Origin of the sequence: Allomuricauda sp. ARW1Y1, assembly GCF_013407935.1 — a bacterium.
Taxonomy (GTDB): domain Bacteria; phylum Bacteroidota; class Bacteroidia; order Flavobacteriales; family Flavobacteriaceae; genus Flagellimonas.
Map to the genome: position 1 here is coordinate 866,288 of NZ_JACBZU010000001.1, position 13,747 is coordinate 880,034.

Below are 13,747 nucleotides of genomic sequence, written 5' to 3' on the forward strand. Positions count from 1 at the left end.
GGAAGCGATGAAGTAGAATTGATTCCCAATAACCTGGGATTTTATAAAAAACAACCAAATTTGATAGCCTCTATAAAACACAACTCCCGCAACTACAAAATAGACCTGACCAAACCACTGGATATTTCCATACCGCTCAAGGGTGGCGACAAAAACGTGAACGCCTGGTATTTGGAACCTCCCAAAATTGCCCCACACGAACAGGATGGATTTATTGGCAAGGTATCCGAAGGAGCTTCCACCAATTTCAATGATATTTGGTTCAATCCGCATTCGCATGTAACCCATACCGAATGTTTGGGACATATTTCCGAGGAATTCAATTCCATCAACAAAAATCTCAAACGGTTTTTCTTTTTGGCCGAGTTGATTACGGTTGCCCCCGAACAGGTGGACGGGGATTTTATCATTTCCGAAAAGCAAATCAAATATGCACTGGGCAACAAAAAGCGCCAAGCAGTTGTGATTAGGACCCTGCCCAATTTGGGCGACAAACGTTCCAAGCAGTATTCCGATACCAATCCGCCCTATCTGATGGAGGCCGCGGCCAAGCATTTGGTTAAAAAGGGAGTGGAGCATTTGTTGATCGACCTTCCTTCGGTGGATAAGGAACGCGATGGTGGAGGACTTTTGGCACACAAGGCTTTTTGGAACATGTCGGGAAAACCCAGAACAAAAGCGACCATAACCGAATTTATCTATGTGCCCAACCCCGTAGAAGACGGCACCTACTTTTTAAATTTACAAGTGGCACCTTTTGAGAACGATGCCAGCCCCAGTAGGCCGGTACTGTACAAAATTGAAGACCAATAAATGAAAACAACCCTAAAATTGGAGGAGTTGCTGATGTTCGTTCTGGGCATATACCTGTTTAGCCTGTTGGATTATGCTTGGTGGTGGTTTTTAGTGTTGATTTTGACACCCGACATTGGAATGATCGGATATGCTTTTGGGAACCGAGCAGGTGCTTTTTCCTATAACCTTTTCCATCACAAAGGTGTGGCCTTGGTCATCTACCTAACGGGGGCGTACTTTTCCCTACCTTTATGCCAGTTGATAGGGTTGATTTTATTCTCCCATTCCGCGTTGGACAGGATGTTGGGTTACGGATTAAAATATGAAAAAGGATTCAAGTTTACCCATTTGGGTGAAATCGGAAAATAACCATGGGTGAGATTGTAGATATCATTTTAGGGCTGATTTTGGGAGCGATATTAATGTATTGGGTCTATTCCCTGTTCCGCAAAAAGAAGAGCAAGGAAATCACCCAACAACAGTCTACCGTTATCCTGAACAAGATTCGAAGTGTTTGTAAATTGGTGTCCGTTGAAGGGGATTTTGCCGAAATCTATCATTACGAAAACACCAAAGATCGTTTTATGAGCCTGTTCCGAAGCAAGAAAAAGGCATTGATCGTGATCAAGGCCAAGGCCCATATCGGATACGACCTGAACAAATTGAATATGCGGGCGGACAATGATCGAAAACGAATCATTCTAAGCCATTTTCCAGAACCGGAAGTGTTGTCCATTGAACCGGACCTGCAGTTTTACGACATCAAAAATGGAATTTTCAATAGCTTTTCGCCTACAGATTTGACCAACTTGAATCAAGAGGCCAAAGAGCACATCAAACAGAAAATACCGGAAAGCGGATTGATGGAAACGGCCAAAAATGAAGCCATGCAGGCTGTTTTGGTCGTGGAAAAAATAGTGGAAACCATCGGTTGGACCTTGGATTACTCCGCTTTGGAACTGCCCGTCACCGAACAACAATCTTTAGAACCCTAATTATGAAAACCAAAATGTTTACCCTACTTCTGGTAGGAATGATATCCATTATGAGCAACGCACAAGAATCCGATAAAACCACGTTTGACCACACTTTTGCGCACGTGGTCTATTTTTGGTTCAAGAATCCCGATAGTCAAGCCGCCCGGGATACCTTCGAGGCATCGTTGACCAAGTTTTTGAACAATTCCCAATATGCGAAGACCAAATTTATTGGCAGACCGCCAAAGGCGATCCGTGATGTAGTGGATGATTCGTTTACCTACTCGTTGATTCTTTCATTTGAATCTGCCGAAGACCAAGCTGCCTATCAAGAGGAACCACCGCACAAGGTGTTCATTGAGGAGTGCCAAGATCTTTGGGAAAAAGTGATCGTATACGACTCCCAGGGCATACCACAATGAATGTAGAAGAACTTCGCGAACTGTGTATCTCCAAAAAGGGAGTAACGGAGGAATTTCCCTTTGACGAAAGTACTTTGGTGTTTAAAGTGATGGGCAAAATGTTTGCGCTCGTGGCTTTGGAGCGGCTGCCACCCCAGTGCAATCTGAAGTGCGACCCCGAAAGGTCCGAGGAACTTCGCGAGACTTATGACGGCTCTATTGTGCCGGGCTATCACATGAGCAAAAAGCATTGGAACACTTTGTTTTTGGAACAACTCCCACCACAATTGATCAAGGATCTGGTCAACCACTCCTATGAGCTGGTCGTATCGGGATTGACCAAAAAGCTTCAACAAGAGCTTCACAATTTAGACTGATTGGGGATGCAGAATTTAAAAGATTTTTACACGTCGCGGCGGAAGCAACACCAGCAAGAACTTCAACAGGTAAAAAAGCAATTGGGCCTATTGGCCACTTTGCGATTATGCGTTTTTGTGGGTATGGGCCTTGGGGTGTATTTGCTTTGGGGAAATGTTTTCATTTTTGTGATGTTGCCTTTGGGCATAGCGCTCTTTTTGTATTTGGTGACCCGTTTTAGCAATGTAAAGCGGCACAAGGAATACCTGGAACGTCTTATAGCCATCAATAACACTGAATTGGATATTTTGGACCGCAAGTTTCATCACTTGCCGGACGGGAAGACCTTTTTACAGCTCGACCATCCCTATGCGCAAGATCTTGACCTATTTGGCAGGGGTTCCTTTTTTCAGTACGCTAACCGAACTGTTTTGGTGCAGGGCACGGCAGTATTTTCCCATCTATTATTGGACGGTCATCCAAAGGACTTGATCAAAAAGCAGGAGGCCATCAAAGAGTTGGCGCAATTGCCCGAGTGGCGACAACACTTCTCCGCTTTGGCAGGCGAGACCCGACCCAAAATCTCTCCCGATGTGGTTTCTGATTGGATGAAAAACCACCAACCTTTTATGCCCAAATGGGCAGGATTCGTGCCTCCAGTTTTTGTGCTGCTTTCCATTTTGGTGATTGCTTTGGCCGTTTTGGGCAAAGTGCCCGAAAGTTTGGTACTGTTCTGGTACCTTTTGGGTGTTGGCATGGTGGGTCGCTTTGCGAAGCGGATTTTGGGGTTCACGGCAAAGGCATCCGAGGCACAGGATACCATCCAGCAGCATCAACGGTTGATTTCCGAACTGGAAGACCGGTCATTTAAGTCAGAATTGCTAAAAGAACTTCAGCAAAGACTGGAAGTAAAGGGAGAACGGACGTCCAACATCTTAAAGCGTTTTTCGCAAAAGGTGACCATGCTGGAACAACAATTCAACCTGATCATCTCCATGTTTGCCCAAGGTCTTGGTATGTACAGTATCTATTATGCCTTTCAAGTGGAATCGTGGATAACAAAGTACGGCCACGAAGTGGAAGGTTGGTTTGCCGCCATTGCCCAGTTCGATGCCTACATCACCTTGGGTACCTATGCCTTTAACCATCCCGACCACACTTACCCGATTTTGGTGGAGAGAGAAACGGTTTTGAGCGGAAAACAGGTCGGTCATCCATTGGTGGACCCCAAAAAGAACGTTCTCAACGACTTTGACATCGGGAAGGGACGCTTTTGCATTGTAACCGGAGCCAATATGGCCGGAAAAAGTACTTTTTTACGTGCTGTAGGCCTACAGATTGTGATGGCCAACATGGGCTTGCCCGTTAAAGGGAAAGAAGTAAGGTACCATCCAGTTCGTTTGCTCACTAGTATGCGCTCGGCGGATTCGCTGGCCGATGAGACTTCTTATTTTTATGCCGAGCTCAAACGTCTAAAATATATTGTGGAAGAACTGGAGAAGGACAACTGCTTTGTGATTTTAGACGAAATCCTAAAGGGCACCAATAGTGTCGATAAGGCCGAAGGTTCCAAAAAGTTTGTGGAGCGCTTGGTGCGAAACGGGTCCACAGGGATGGTAGCCACCCATGATTTGAGTCTGTGCACCTTGGCCAACGACCTTCCAGAGGTGGAAAACCGCTATTTTGATGCTCAGATCGTAAACGGGGAACTGTTTTTTGATTATCAGTTCAAGGAAGGGGTTTGCCAAAACATGAACGCTTCCTTCTTGCTCAAAAATATGGGAATTGTGGATTAAAGCCCCTTCACCTGCACATTATGAAAGCTATCGGCCTGGAGACGCAACAGTTCCTCTGCCTTTTGCTTCTTGTAGTGGTACAGCTCTTCCTCATTTTTGATATCGGCATAGATTTGCTGGTTGATTTCCCCATCGGTGGACAACAATAGTTTACGCTGTTCCACTTTTTGGGTCACCCAGGTAGCGACGACACTTTCTTGTTCTTCAAACTTGTAATCGTACTCGCCTTTGGGCGCCAATAACTTGGCAATGATAGGCGCGGTTTCAATGGCCAAAAACAATAAAAAAATGAAAAAGGATGGAAACCAGGGCAATTTCCCAAGTGCATTGATACGCGCCATCAAACCATCAAACCCATCGATAATGGGTTGTGAATTGGCAACTGCGGTATCGTAATCGGTTTGCAGGGCCGCAATTTGGGCCTCAATGTTTTCAATTTTTTCACCGTTGGTCGTCTTCAAGGAATTGAGTTCAGCAAGGGCAGCGTCGTGCTTTTCCCGCTTTTCCTTATACACTGGGCCTTTTCCCAACAGACCCGTTCCAGCAGTGCCTTCGGCTTCGGAAATATAGGTATCGTAGAGTGCATTGGTCTCTGCTTCTTTGGTCGCAATTTCATTTTTGAGGTTGGCAATATCCTGATTCAGGCTTTCAATTTTAGGAGTGTACTGCAAGGCCAATTGTTCCTTGTTGTTCAAAGTCATGGCATTCTTCTCTTCCAATAAAACCTGATTGATTTCCTTTTCAAAAATCTTCATTTCCAACGGTTTGGAAATCACCACTGCAATAATCAAGGCCAGCACAATCCGAGGAGCTGCTTGAAGCAATTCTCCCTTAAAATTGTCCTGTTTTTTAATAGTTGAAACAATATATCGGTCTAAATTGAAAATGAGCAAGCCCCAAATTAACCCAAAGAAAATGGAAGTATATACATTGTCAAAAACCGTGTAAAGGGCGTAGCCTGAGGCAATAAAAGCCATAACGGCCGTAAAGAATACGGTGGCACCTATGCCTGCGTACTTGTTGCGTTCCCCGTTGGAACAAGAGTCTAAAATGTGGGTATCCGCTCCGGAGCAGAAAATGAAAAAGCGTTGTAACATATCGTGTTCTCTTTGATTGATAGGGTATTAGAACGTGATTTTGGGTAATTTGTTACATTAAAAGCCCCTAAATAGGGGCTTTTAACAGTTTTTATGTCGTGAGCTTAGTTATCGATGACTTAGGGTTCTGTGGATAGGTTTACAACAGGGTTGGCTCCATCGGCGTCCATGGTAAGCATGGATATAAATTGTTTTTTTTGAACCACTTCAAGGGCTTTTTTACTGGATATCTTTTTTCCGTTCAAGGTAAAGCTTGCCCCTTTGGCAACCATTTTCTTCACGTGCTCAATGGGTTTTGGTGGTGCTGGAGGAGCAGGAGGCATTGTTGGTGCCGGGGTTTCGGTCGCTTTTATGCTTTTAGGTGGCGCAGGAGGCGTTGGAGGAGTAGTAGCATCCGGCGCTGGTGGTGGCGGTGGGAAATTCGGGAAAGGTTCCGCATCCGCTCGTTGTTTTTTGGACATTTTGGTATAGATTTCCTTTAACCGCATCACTTCCTTCTTTTGGATCACCATGTGGTCACGGTCCATGTCATTGTATTTTTTGGCCAGAGCATTGTATTCCTTCATTTCTTCTCGCGTAGCACTTTGTTGCGTTTGCAATCCATGGTCTACCACCGTCATTTTTTTGGTATTCAACAGGCTCGTTGTTGAGGTCACCGGAACATGTTCTTTGAATTGGGCCTTGTCCGTAACCACCTCTTCCGCAGCGATTTCAATGGCGGTAATGCCCGTTGTTTTAATTGCTTTGGATAACTCCAATAACAAATCGTAATGTACAGGCTGAAGCGAATTGATTTCAACCTTCGTTTCTTGGGCATTGTGGTTTTGCAGATAGTCTTGGAGCAGGGTTTTTGGAACTTCATTTAAATGGACAGTTCTATTTCCCAAGCCTACCATGCCGTTTTCAAGAAGGTTTACTGTGATGATTTGCTCAAAGGTCCCTCCTTTTTCAATTTGACGATGTTCACTGAACCCGAATAACAATAGGGCCGTAAGTGGCAGAAGCAAAAAGCTTCGCAGTACAAATGATTTTTTTGATGTGTTTGTTTTCATGACTGTAAAACGTTTTTTGATTGATGAATAATTAATGGCATTTGCGATGCCGACCGACTGATGATGTTCAATGCCCTTGGATAAGTACGAAAGGATTGTTTTTTGATAGTGTGATTGGTCACGTGTCTTATGGATCACCGCTTGGTCAGCCAAAAACTCATGGTTCAGCTTAATGGATGATTTAAAAAAGTAAATCAGGGGATTGAACCAAAAGATGACTTGGGCGATTTCAACAAGAAGAATGTCCCAACTATGTCGCTGACGGGCGTGTGTCTCTTCGTGCAGCAATACTTCTTCTGGAATATTTTTGGCTTCGAATTGGTGTTGGTTCAAAAAAATGAAGTTCAAAAATGTATGCGGTGGAAGGGATTGATTCAAAAGCACCTTGGTCACAAAATTTTCCTTGAACTTAGGGTTCTTTTTGATACGTAAACGTATTTGAAACAGGTTTGCAATAAAGCGAAGTCCAAATCCAATAACTCCTAATCCATAAACAAGCCATAACAAAAGTTGCCAATCAAAAACTGAAGACTGAGGAATGGGCTGTGCCTTAAAACTATCAGAAATGGGGTCCGTGATTGGAGAAATTGCATTGGTTGCGGGTTCAACCGCATTAATATATTCGATAAATACCAAATTGGGAATTATAAAGGAAGTGATGAGCGCCCCCAACAAAAAGAACCGTTTAAATTGGTGTACGCTTTCCTTTTCCAGCAATACTTTGTAGAAAATCAGAAAAACGGTCAGGCAGGCCGTAGATTTTAAGATAAAGGTAAGCATCATTACTTCTTTTTGATTTCGTTGTCTATCAATTTTTTTAACTCCTCCAATTCTTCCTTGCTCAGATTGGTCTCTTGGGCGAAGAATGATGCAAATTGAGTGGCGCTATCATTAAAAAAGTTTTTGATGAGTCCGTTCACTTGCTTCGAAAAATAGTCTTTCTTCTTCACCAACGGGTAATATTCCCTGCTTCTACCAATACTGTTATAGGCAATAAAACCTTTGTCCGATATGCGCTTAAGAAGAGTGGCCACCGTTGTGGTCGCAGGTTTGGGCTCGGGGTAGGCGTCCAATATATCCTTCATGTAGGCCTTTTTAAGTTTCCAAACAATGTTCATTAGCTCTTCTTCGGATTTTGACAGCTGCATTTTGGTCTTTTTATCATTCGTTGTTCTACAAACATAGAACAAAAATTAATATTCTACAAATGTAGAGTTTATTTTGTTCGGTTTTGATGCTGTTATGTGCCTTAAGTTACTGACCAAGAGAGATTAGGGTGGTACATTTATAGTGTTAAATCAAGCAATCATGAAAACCACAGTAGTCATTGGCGGAAATTTTGCAGGAATGACCGCCGCATTGGAAATCAAAAGAAAAGGGAAAAAGGACCATAAGGTCTTGGTCATCGACAAATCGCCGTTGTTCCTGTTTGTTCCCTCGTTGATCTGGGTACCGTTTGGAAGACGGGAAATCAAAGATATTTCATTTAGAAAGGATACTATACTTGAAAAGAAAGGGGTTGATTTTGTGCAAGCCGAAGCACTACACGTAGACCCTGAGGCCCAAGTGGTGCACACCAGCAAAGGCGATTTTGCCTATGATCATTTGGTGATTGCCACTGGCCCCAAAGTAAAGTACGATGTTGCTCCTGGAGTTCAAGAACACGCACACTATATTGGCACGCCCAACGGCGCCATGAAAACAAGACAAGCGTTGGAGGAATTCAAGAAAAACCCCGGCCCCATTGTTATTGGTGCCACCCAAAATGCGGGTTGTATGGGAGCTGCCTATGAGTTTTTGTTCAATGTGGAAAAATGGTTGAGGGAACAAAAAATCAGAAAAAAGGTAGACCTGTATTGGATTACTCCTGAAACTTTCTTGGGTCACTTTGGTATTGATGGCATCACCGGAGGTGAGACCATGCTCAAATCCTTCATGAAAATGTTCCACATTCATTACAGAACAGAAGTAGGGGTGAAGGAGGTTACCGAAGACAGTGTGATATTAACTTCGGATGAGGTATTGCCCAGCAAGTTCACCATGTTGATGCCCCCATTTGTTGGTGTCGACTTTGTGGTCAATTCCCCAAAATTGGAAGCAACGGCTGCAGGATATCTCCCCGTAGGCGATGATTACCGACACTTGAAATATCCAAATATCTGGTCCGCAGGAATCGCTGTGGATGTAAAATTGCCCTTTAAACCCGGAAAGGTACCCTTTTCTGGTCCCAAAACCGGTTATCCATCCGATGAAACCGGTAAAATCGTGGCCGAGAACATCATCAGGGTCACTAAAGGCAAGGATAAGTTGAAGAAGAAAGCATGGGGTAAAATCCCGGGTATATGTGTGATGGATGCCGGTAAAAAGGAAGTAATCATTATCAGTGATCACTTGTTCAAGCCACGGAACTTTGCTATCATGATTCCCAACATATTTTATGACTTCAATAAGGTGTTGTTCGAGAAATATTTCCTTTGGAAAACCAAACATGGATATTCGCAATTACCTTAAAAAAGTAGACATACAATAAGCCTAGAGGCCTTCTAAAAAGTGGTACTATTTGAACTTTGTCAGGTTGAGCGCAGTCGAAACCCATTCATTATTAATGCGTCTTAAGTTCTCGACTGCGCTCGAACTGACAGGTAAACAGCTTTTTAGACGGCCTCTTGTACTAGTGGACGTTCAAAAACACTTCCACAGAAAAGTGATAAGTTTGCAGCCATTATAAAAATAACGGCCATGACGGTTTTGGAACAATTACAGGAGCGAAGCGGGAATACCTGCGAATTATGTGGGTCAACAGAAAAATTAATGATGTATGAAGTTCCTCCGGTATCCACGGGTGGCGTGGATGGGAGTCTTTTGGCCTGTAATACTTGTCTTCACCAAATAGACAACCCCGATGGTGTGGATCCCAATCATTGGCGTTGCCTTAACGATAGCATGTGGAGCGAACACGACGCCGTAAAAGTGGTTGCATGGCGCATGCTGAACCGTTTAAAGTCTGAAGGTTGGCCCCAAGACCTTTTGGGAATGATGTATTTGGATGATGCAACCTTGGAATGGGCCAAAGCTACTGGTGACGGACAGGATGAAAGCGAGAAAGTGGTCCACAGGGACGTGAATGGCAACATCCTTGAAAATGGGGACAGTGTTGTGTTGGTAAAGGACCTAAAAGTAAAAGGTTCCAGCATGGTCGCAAAACAGGGAACCGCCGTAAGACGGATTTCCCTGGATCACGAAAATGCCGAATATATTGAAGGCAAAGTAGATGGTCAGCACATTGTGCTTGTGACCAAATACGTAAAAAAGATCTAGGCCTTCATTTCTGTATAATATTTGTAGAAGTAGGGTATGGTCTCAATACCCTTTAAAAAGTTCCAAACACCAAAATGCTCATTGGGGGAGTGAATGGCATCGCTGTCCAATCCAAAGCCCAAAAGAATGGTCTTGCTGTCAAAAACGTTCTCAAACAATGCCACAATGGGAATGCTTCCACCGGTTCGTTGAGGAACGGGAGTTTTCCCAAAAGTGGTTTCCATGGCTTTAGACGCCGCTTGGTAACCATCACTTTCAATAGGAGTAACATAAGCCTGACCACCGTGATGCGGGGTCACTTTTACCTTCACACTCTTTGGGGCCAAGGATGTAAAATGCTTGGTGAACAAATCGGTAATCTCATGCCAATCTTGGTCCGGAACCAGACGCATGGAAATTTTGGCGTAGGCCTTGCTGGCAATGACCGTTTTTGCGCCTTCGCCAGTATAGCCTCCCCAGATACCGTTCACATCCAACGTAGGTCGGATGCCAAATCGTTCGGGTGTGGAAAATCCTTTTTCCCCGTGAACATCACTGATGTCCAAAGATTTTTTATAGGCTTCCAAGTCAAAGGGGGCTTTGGCCATTTCGGCGCGTTCCTCTTCGGAAATCACCTGTACCTTGTCATAAAAGCCGGGAATGGTGATATGATTGTTTTCATCATGTAGCTGTGCAATCATTTTGGCCAGCACGTTGATCGGGTTGGGTGCCGCCCCACCATAAATTCCGGAGTGCAGATCGCGGTTGGCCCCGGTCACTTCCACCTCCACGTAGCTCAAGCCACGTAGCCCGGTGGTGATGGAAGGCGTATCGTTGGCTATCATGCCGGTATCGGAAATCAGGATGATGTCATTTTTGAGCTTTTCACTGTTTTCCTTTAGGAAATCCCCCAAACTATCGCTGCCCACTTCTTCCTCGCCCTCGATCATAAACTTGACATTGCAAGGCAAAGTATTATTTTGAATCATATACTCCACCGCTTTCACGTGCATAAAAAATTGTCCTTTGTCATCACAGGCACCTCGGGCAAAAATGGCCCCATCGGGGTGCAGTTCGGTTTTTTTGATGACAGGCTCAAAAGGTGGGGAGTCCCACAGATGAATGGGGTCTGGGGGTTGCACGTCATAATGTCCGTACACGAGAACAGTGGGTAAATTGGGATCTATGATTTTATCACCATATACGACCGGATACCCTTTGGTCTCACATATCTCCGTATTGTCGCAACCTGCATCGTCCAATGATTTTTTTACCGCTTTGGCAGCTTCCAAAACATCATTTTTATAGGCTTTGTCGGCACTGATGGAGGGGATTTTTAGGAGTTCGATTAACTCATTGACAAATCTGTCCTTGTTGGTACTGATGTAATTTGTTATGTCTTTCATAAATGGTTTTAAAAGAACCCTAAAAGTACAAAAAACAAGTTTTTAAAGGGGGTGCGTTTGCAAATCGGAAAATTGATTTATATTTGCACTCCAATTCGCGGGTGTGGTGGAATTGGTAGACACGCTAGACTTAGGATCTAGTGCCGCAAGGCGTGGGGGTTCGACTCCCTTCACCCGCACAAAAAGCTCTTCAGGTACTGAGGAGCTTTTTTTGTTTGCATAATTTTGAATGCTCACCTTCAATTAGGAATGGCGCAAACCCTTGTGGTAGGATAGTAGCGCTTCCTGTTCCCTTATCAATCATATTCTTTAGTTAGTATTTGACATTGAATTCCTTACATCAATTTGGGATAGAAAAGGCTTATGGTGCAGGGTTGTTGTAAAGGTGGTTCGATTGATTGACAATTATCAAAAAAAGATAGGGCGGCTCTAAAATTATAAGCAGTATTTTGTTAAAATCCGAGAATATTACTAAATTCAATTCAGAAAGGTACAGAATACATCTAGGTTTTATGCTGAAATTTTTTGGCAACTGTTGTAAAGAATTTCTACAATAAAAATTTGCAATTTCAGTTTTACTAAAGACTAAATGTTGATATTTATCAATTTTTTGACAGTCACCTAAAACCACAACGAAACTAAAAACTTAATTGACCAACGGACTATGTACAAGGAAATATATCTGGTCGACGACGAAGACCTCGTGAATACAGTGAATGCGATTCATTTCAGACGAATGGGACTTGAGGAAAGGGTAAAGAGTTTTACCAATCCAGAATTAGCCTTGGATGACCTTCGCTACCGGGACAACCCCAACGTAAAAACACTTATCTTATTGGATATCAACATGCCGGAAATGAGCGGATTCGAATTTTTGGAATTTATGATGCTCGAGGATTTTCCGGAGACCAATGAGGTGCTCTTGGTGACTTCTTCCGAATCGGAAGCCGATAAGGAGGAAGCTGACAAATATGGAAAGTATGTGAAGGAGTTTATCACCAAACCCCTTCGCATTGAGCATTTGGAGGATTATCTCCAAAGTGCCAATAAATAGTTTCCCGATATTTTTCGGAAATAGGGCTGGTTTTTATTCTCAAAACAATTACCGTTGAAACAGAAGAACGCTTTTATTCAAAATAAAGTTGAAATTGTTGAGGATAGGGAGGACGTGGTATGGGCTATGGACAGGGACTACAGACTCACGGCTTTCAACACCTGTTTCAAAAATCAATTGAAAGAAAACGGCCTGAGCGATGCCCAAAGAGGTATGGACCTCAGGGAGGTGTACCGGGCCATTGATTTTTTTAATCCCTGCGAACAGGGTTGTCAACGTGCCCTTGATCGTTACGCTACCACCTCTAAACATACTTTTGATATAGATGGCAAAATTGTAGTGCATGAATTTGCCTTCCAGCCCTTTATGAACAGTGCTGGCGAAGTGGTCGGTTGTTCTATTTGGCAAAAGGACATCACCGAAGAAGTTGAGAACAATTACAGATTACGGGAAAGTGAACGCAAGTACCGAGAGGCCCAAGAAGTGGCCAATATAGGACATTGGTATTGGGATATGCGGGAGGACCAAATCGCTTGGTCCAACCAATTGTACCGAATTTTTGAACAGGAACCCGGAAAATTCGACGCTACTTTCGATGCCCTTTCGGAGATTATCCACCCGGATGACCGACAAGCTTTTGTTGATGATGTTGAGAATTGCATCAAGAACAATGAAATGCACGATATTACCCATAGGATTGTTGTGGGGGACGGTGAAGTCCGATATGTGCACCAAAAAGGAAGAGCCTACTATGATGAAAACGGCAAGCCCAAATCCATGTCAGGGACCACCCAAGATGTCACCAATGCGGTGTTGGCCAATCAACAGATAGTAGAGCAAAACCACGAACTCCAGAATTTTGTGCGGATTATTTCACATAATTTGCGCGGACCCATCTCCAACCTGCTCATGCTATCCAAAATATATGAGTGGGGCAAGGATGAAATGAATGATGACATTGTCCGGAAAATAGAACATACTACCGAAGCATTAGATCAAACCATCAAAGACCTTAACCTTTCATTGTCCTTGAAAGCGGCCGATAAGGAGCAGTTTAGGGAGGTGCCCCTTAGGGATGTAATGAAGGACGTGGATGGATTGCTATCTGAGGAAATTAGCAGGAGTAAAGCTTCCGTGGAAACGGATTTTTCCAACGTGAGCTCCATATTTGGTGCCAAGAGCTATGTGGTGAATATTTTTTACAATCTTATCCTCAACGCCATTCACTATGCCAAAGAACATGTTCCTCCCGTAATAAAAGTGACCACACAAAAAATTCCCGAAGGCATGGTTATCCAATTCTCCGATAATGGCATTGGAATGGAGCTTACCCAAGAGCGGGAACGCAAAATCTTTGATATGTATGGCAGGCTTAGCGGAGCCACCGAAGGCAAGGGCTTTGGGCTGTACTTGGTAAAGACCCAAGTGGAGGCCATGGAAGGCAAAATCAGTGTGGAAAGTGAAAAGGATGTGGGTACTACCTTTACAATCAGTTTCCCTTTACCATCTTGATGC

The 13,747-nt window shown here is 43.7% G+C and carries 14 protein-coding genes and 1 tRNA gene; 11 read left to right on the forward strand and 4 right to left on the reverse strand.

Translation table 11 applies throughout. The annotated features are described in order from the left end of the window. Positions 1-60: 60 nt before the first annotated feature. Genes GGE08_RS03955 through GGE08_RS03980 form a run of 6 tightly spaced genes read left to right on the forward strand, consistent with a single transcriptional unit; the run spans position 61 to position 4,326 of the window. Complete coding sequence (locus GGE08_RS03955) at positions 61-813, forward strand: cyclase family protein (protein ID WP_179383581.1); 753 nt, start codon at positions 61-63, stop codon at positions 811-813. Continuing rightward, on the forward strand, positions 814-1,164 hold the full coding sequence (locus GGE08_RS03960) for a DUF4260 domain-containing protein (protein WP_179383582.1): 351 nt from the start codon (positions 814-816) through the stop codon (positions 1,162-1,164). It abuts the gene before it with no gap. Positions 1,165-1,166: 2 nt separating this feature from the next. Then, on the forward strand, positions 1,167-1,790 hold the full coding sequence (locus GGE08_RS03965) for a DUF4230 domain-containing protein (protein ID WP_179383583.1): 624 nt from the start codon (positions 1,167-1,169) through the stop codon (positions 1,788-1,790). A 2-nt stretch (positions 1,791-1,792) separates the two neighbouring features. Beyond that, positions 1,793-2,194 (forward strand): Dabb family protein, encoded by a 402-nt coding sequence (locus tag GGE08_RS03970; RefSeq protein ID WP_179383584.1) that lies wholly within the window; start codon positions 1,793-1,795, stop codon positions 2,192-2,194. Further along, on the forward strand, positions 2,191-2,550 hold the full coding sequence (locus tag GGE08_RS03975; protein WP_179383585.1) for an MmcQ/YjbR family DNA-binding protein: 360 nt from the start codon (positions 2,191-2,193) through the stop codon (positions 2,548-2,550). Before GGE08_RS03970 ends, GGE08_RS03975 begins: the two co-directional genes overlap by 4 nt. A 6-nt stretch (positions 2,551-2,556) precedes the next feature. Beyond that, positions 2,557-4,326 (forward strand): MutS-related protein, encoded by a 1,770-nt coding sequence (locus GGE08_RS03980; RefSeq protein ID WP_179383586.1) that lies wholly within the window; start codon positions 2,557-2,559, stop codon positions 4,324-4,326. Here GGE08_RS03980 and GGE08_RS03985 read toward each other — a convergent pair. The 3 genes from GGE08_RS03985 to GGE08_RS03995 form a co-directional block, all read right to left on the reverse strand. After that, positions 4,323-5,423: a DUF4407 domain-containing protein gene (locus tag GGE08_RS03985; RefSeq protein WP_179383587.1), complete on the reverse strand. Its 1,101-nt coding sequence runs from the start codon at positions 5,421-5,423 to the stop codon at positions 4,323-4,325. The two genes, GGE08_RS03980 and GGE08_RS03985, sit on opposite strands and share 4 nt — an antisense overlap. Before the next feature lie 119 nt (positions 5,424-5,542). Continuing rightward, positions 5,543-7,258 carry a M56 family metallopeptidase gene (locus GGE08_RS03990; RefSeq protein ID WP_179383588.1) on the reverse strand — a complete coding sequence of 572 codons (1,716 nt, stop codon included), beginning with the start codon at positions 7,256-7,258 and terminating at the stop codon, positions 5,543-5,545. Continuing rightward, positions 7,258-7,623: a BlaI/MecI/CopY family transcriptional regulator gene (locus GGE08_RS03995; protein ID WP_179383589.1), complete on the reverse strand. Its 366-nt coding sequence runs from the start codon at positions 7,621-7,623 to the stop codon at positions 7,258-7,260. Before GGE08_RS03995 ends, GGE08_RS03990 begins: the two co-directional genes overlap by 1 nt. A gap of 160 nt (positions 7,624-7,783) precedes the next feature. On the opposite strand from GGE08_RS03995, the gene GGE08_RS04000 reads away from it, so the two are divergent. Further along, positions 7,784-8,986, forward strand: a complete 1,203-nt coding sequence (locus GGE08_RS04000; protein WP_179383590.1) for an NAD(P)/FAD-dependent oxidoreductase — start codon at positions 7,784-7,786, stop codon at positions 8,984-8,986. A gap of 228 nt (positions 8,987-9,214) precedes the next feature. Continuing rightward, positions 9,215-9,793, forward strand: coding sequence for a PhnA domain-containing protein (locus tag GGE08_RS04005; RefSeq protein WP_179383591.1), 579 nt, complete (start codon positions 9,215-9,217; stop codon positions 9,791-9,793). On the opposite strand, the gene GGE08_RS04010 is transcribed toward GGE08_RS04005, so the two are convergent. Then, positions 9,790-11,178, reverse strand: coding sequence for a dipeptidase (locus tag GGE08_RS04010; RefSeq protein ID WP_179383592.1), 1,389 nt, complete (start codon positions 11,176-11,178; stop codon positions 9,790-9,792). The genes GGE08_RS04005 and GGE08_RS04010 overlap by 4 nt on opposite strands. Before the next feature lie 97 nt (positions 11,179-11,275). Here GGE08_RS04010 and GGE08_RS04015 point away from each other — a divergent pair. The 3 genes from GGE08_RS04015 to GGE08_RS04025 all read left to right on the forward strand — a co-directional run bounded on the left by GGE08_RS04015 (position 11,276) and on the right by GGE08_RS04025 (position 13,744). Then, positions 11,276-11,357, forward strand: a tRNA-Leu gene (locus tag GGE08_RS04015). A 485-nt stretch (positions 11,358-11,842) separates the two neighbouring features. Beyond that, entirely contained in the window at positions 11,843-12,232 is a 390-nt protein-coding gene (locus GGE08_RS04020) for a response regulator (protein WP_179383593.1), read from the forward strand. A gap of 54 nt (positions 12,233-12,286) precedes the next feature. Next, positions 12,287-13,744 (forward strand): sensor histidine kinase, encoded by a 1,458-nt coding sequence (locus tag GGE08_RS04025; protein WP_179383594.1) that lies wholly within the window; start codon positions 12,287-12,289, stop codon positions 13,742-13,744. The last annotated feature ends 3 nt before the right edge of the window (positions 13,745-13,747 follow it).

What these genes read in the sequence shown, in the direction of transcription:
- GGE08_RS03960 (WP_179383582.1), top strand. Translation starts at nt 814, where the DNA reads ATGAAAACAACCCTAAAATTGGAGGAGTTGCTGATGTTCGTTCTGGGC.
- GGE08_RS03965 (WP_179383583.1), top strand. Translation starts at nt 1,167, where the DNA reads ATGGGTGAGATTGTAGATATCATTTTAGGGCTGATTTTGGGAGCGATA.
- GGE08_RS03970 (WP_179383584.1), top strand. Translation starts at nt 1,793, where the DNA reads ATGAAAACCAAAATGTTTACCCTACTTCTGGTAGGAATGATATCCATT.
- GGE08_RS03975 (WP_179383585.1), top strand. Translation starts at nt 2,191, where the DNA reads ATGAATGTAGAAGAACTTCGCGAACTGTGTATCTCCAAAAAGGGAGTA.
- GGE08_RS03980 (WP_179383586.1), top strand. Translation starts at nt 2,557, where the DNA reads ATGCAGAATTTAAAAGATTTTTACACGTCGCGGCGGAAGCAACACCAG.
- GGE08_RS03985 (WP_179383587.1), bottom strand. Translation starts at nt 5,423, where the DNA reads ATGTTACAACGCTTTTTCATTTTCTGCTCCGGAGCGGATACCCACATT.
- GGE08_RS03990 (WP_179383588.1), bottom strand. Translation starts at nt 7,258, where the DNA reads ATGATGCTTACCTTTATCTTAAAATCTACGGCCTGCCTGACCGTTTTT.
- GGE08_RS03995 (WP_179383589.1), bottom strand. Translation starts at nt 7,623, where the DNA reads ATGCAGCTGTCAAAATCCGAAGAAGAGCTAATGAACATTGTTTGGAAA.
- GGE08_RS04000 (WP_179383590.1), top strand. Translation starts at nt 7,784, where the DNA reads ATGAAAACCACAGTAGTCATTGGCGGAAATTTTGCAGGAATGACCGCC.
- GGE08_RS04005 (WP_179383591.1), top strand. Translation starts at nt 9,215, where the DNA reads ATGACGGTTTTGGAACAATTACAGGAGCGAAGCGGGAATACCTGCGAA.
- GGE08_RS04010 (WP_179383592.1), bottom strand. Translation starts at nt 11,178, where the DNA reads ATGAAAGACATAACAAATTACATCAGTACCAACAAGGACAGATTTGTC.
- GGE08_RS04020 (WP_179383593.1), top strand. Translation starts at nt 11,843, where the DNA reads ATGTACAAGGAAATATATCTGGTCGACGACGAAGACCTCGTGAATACA.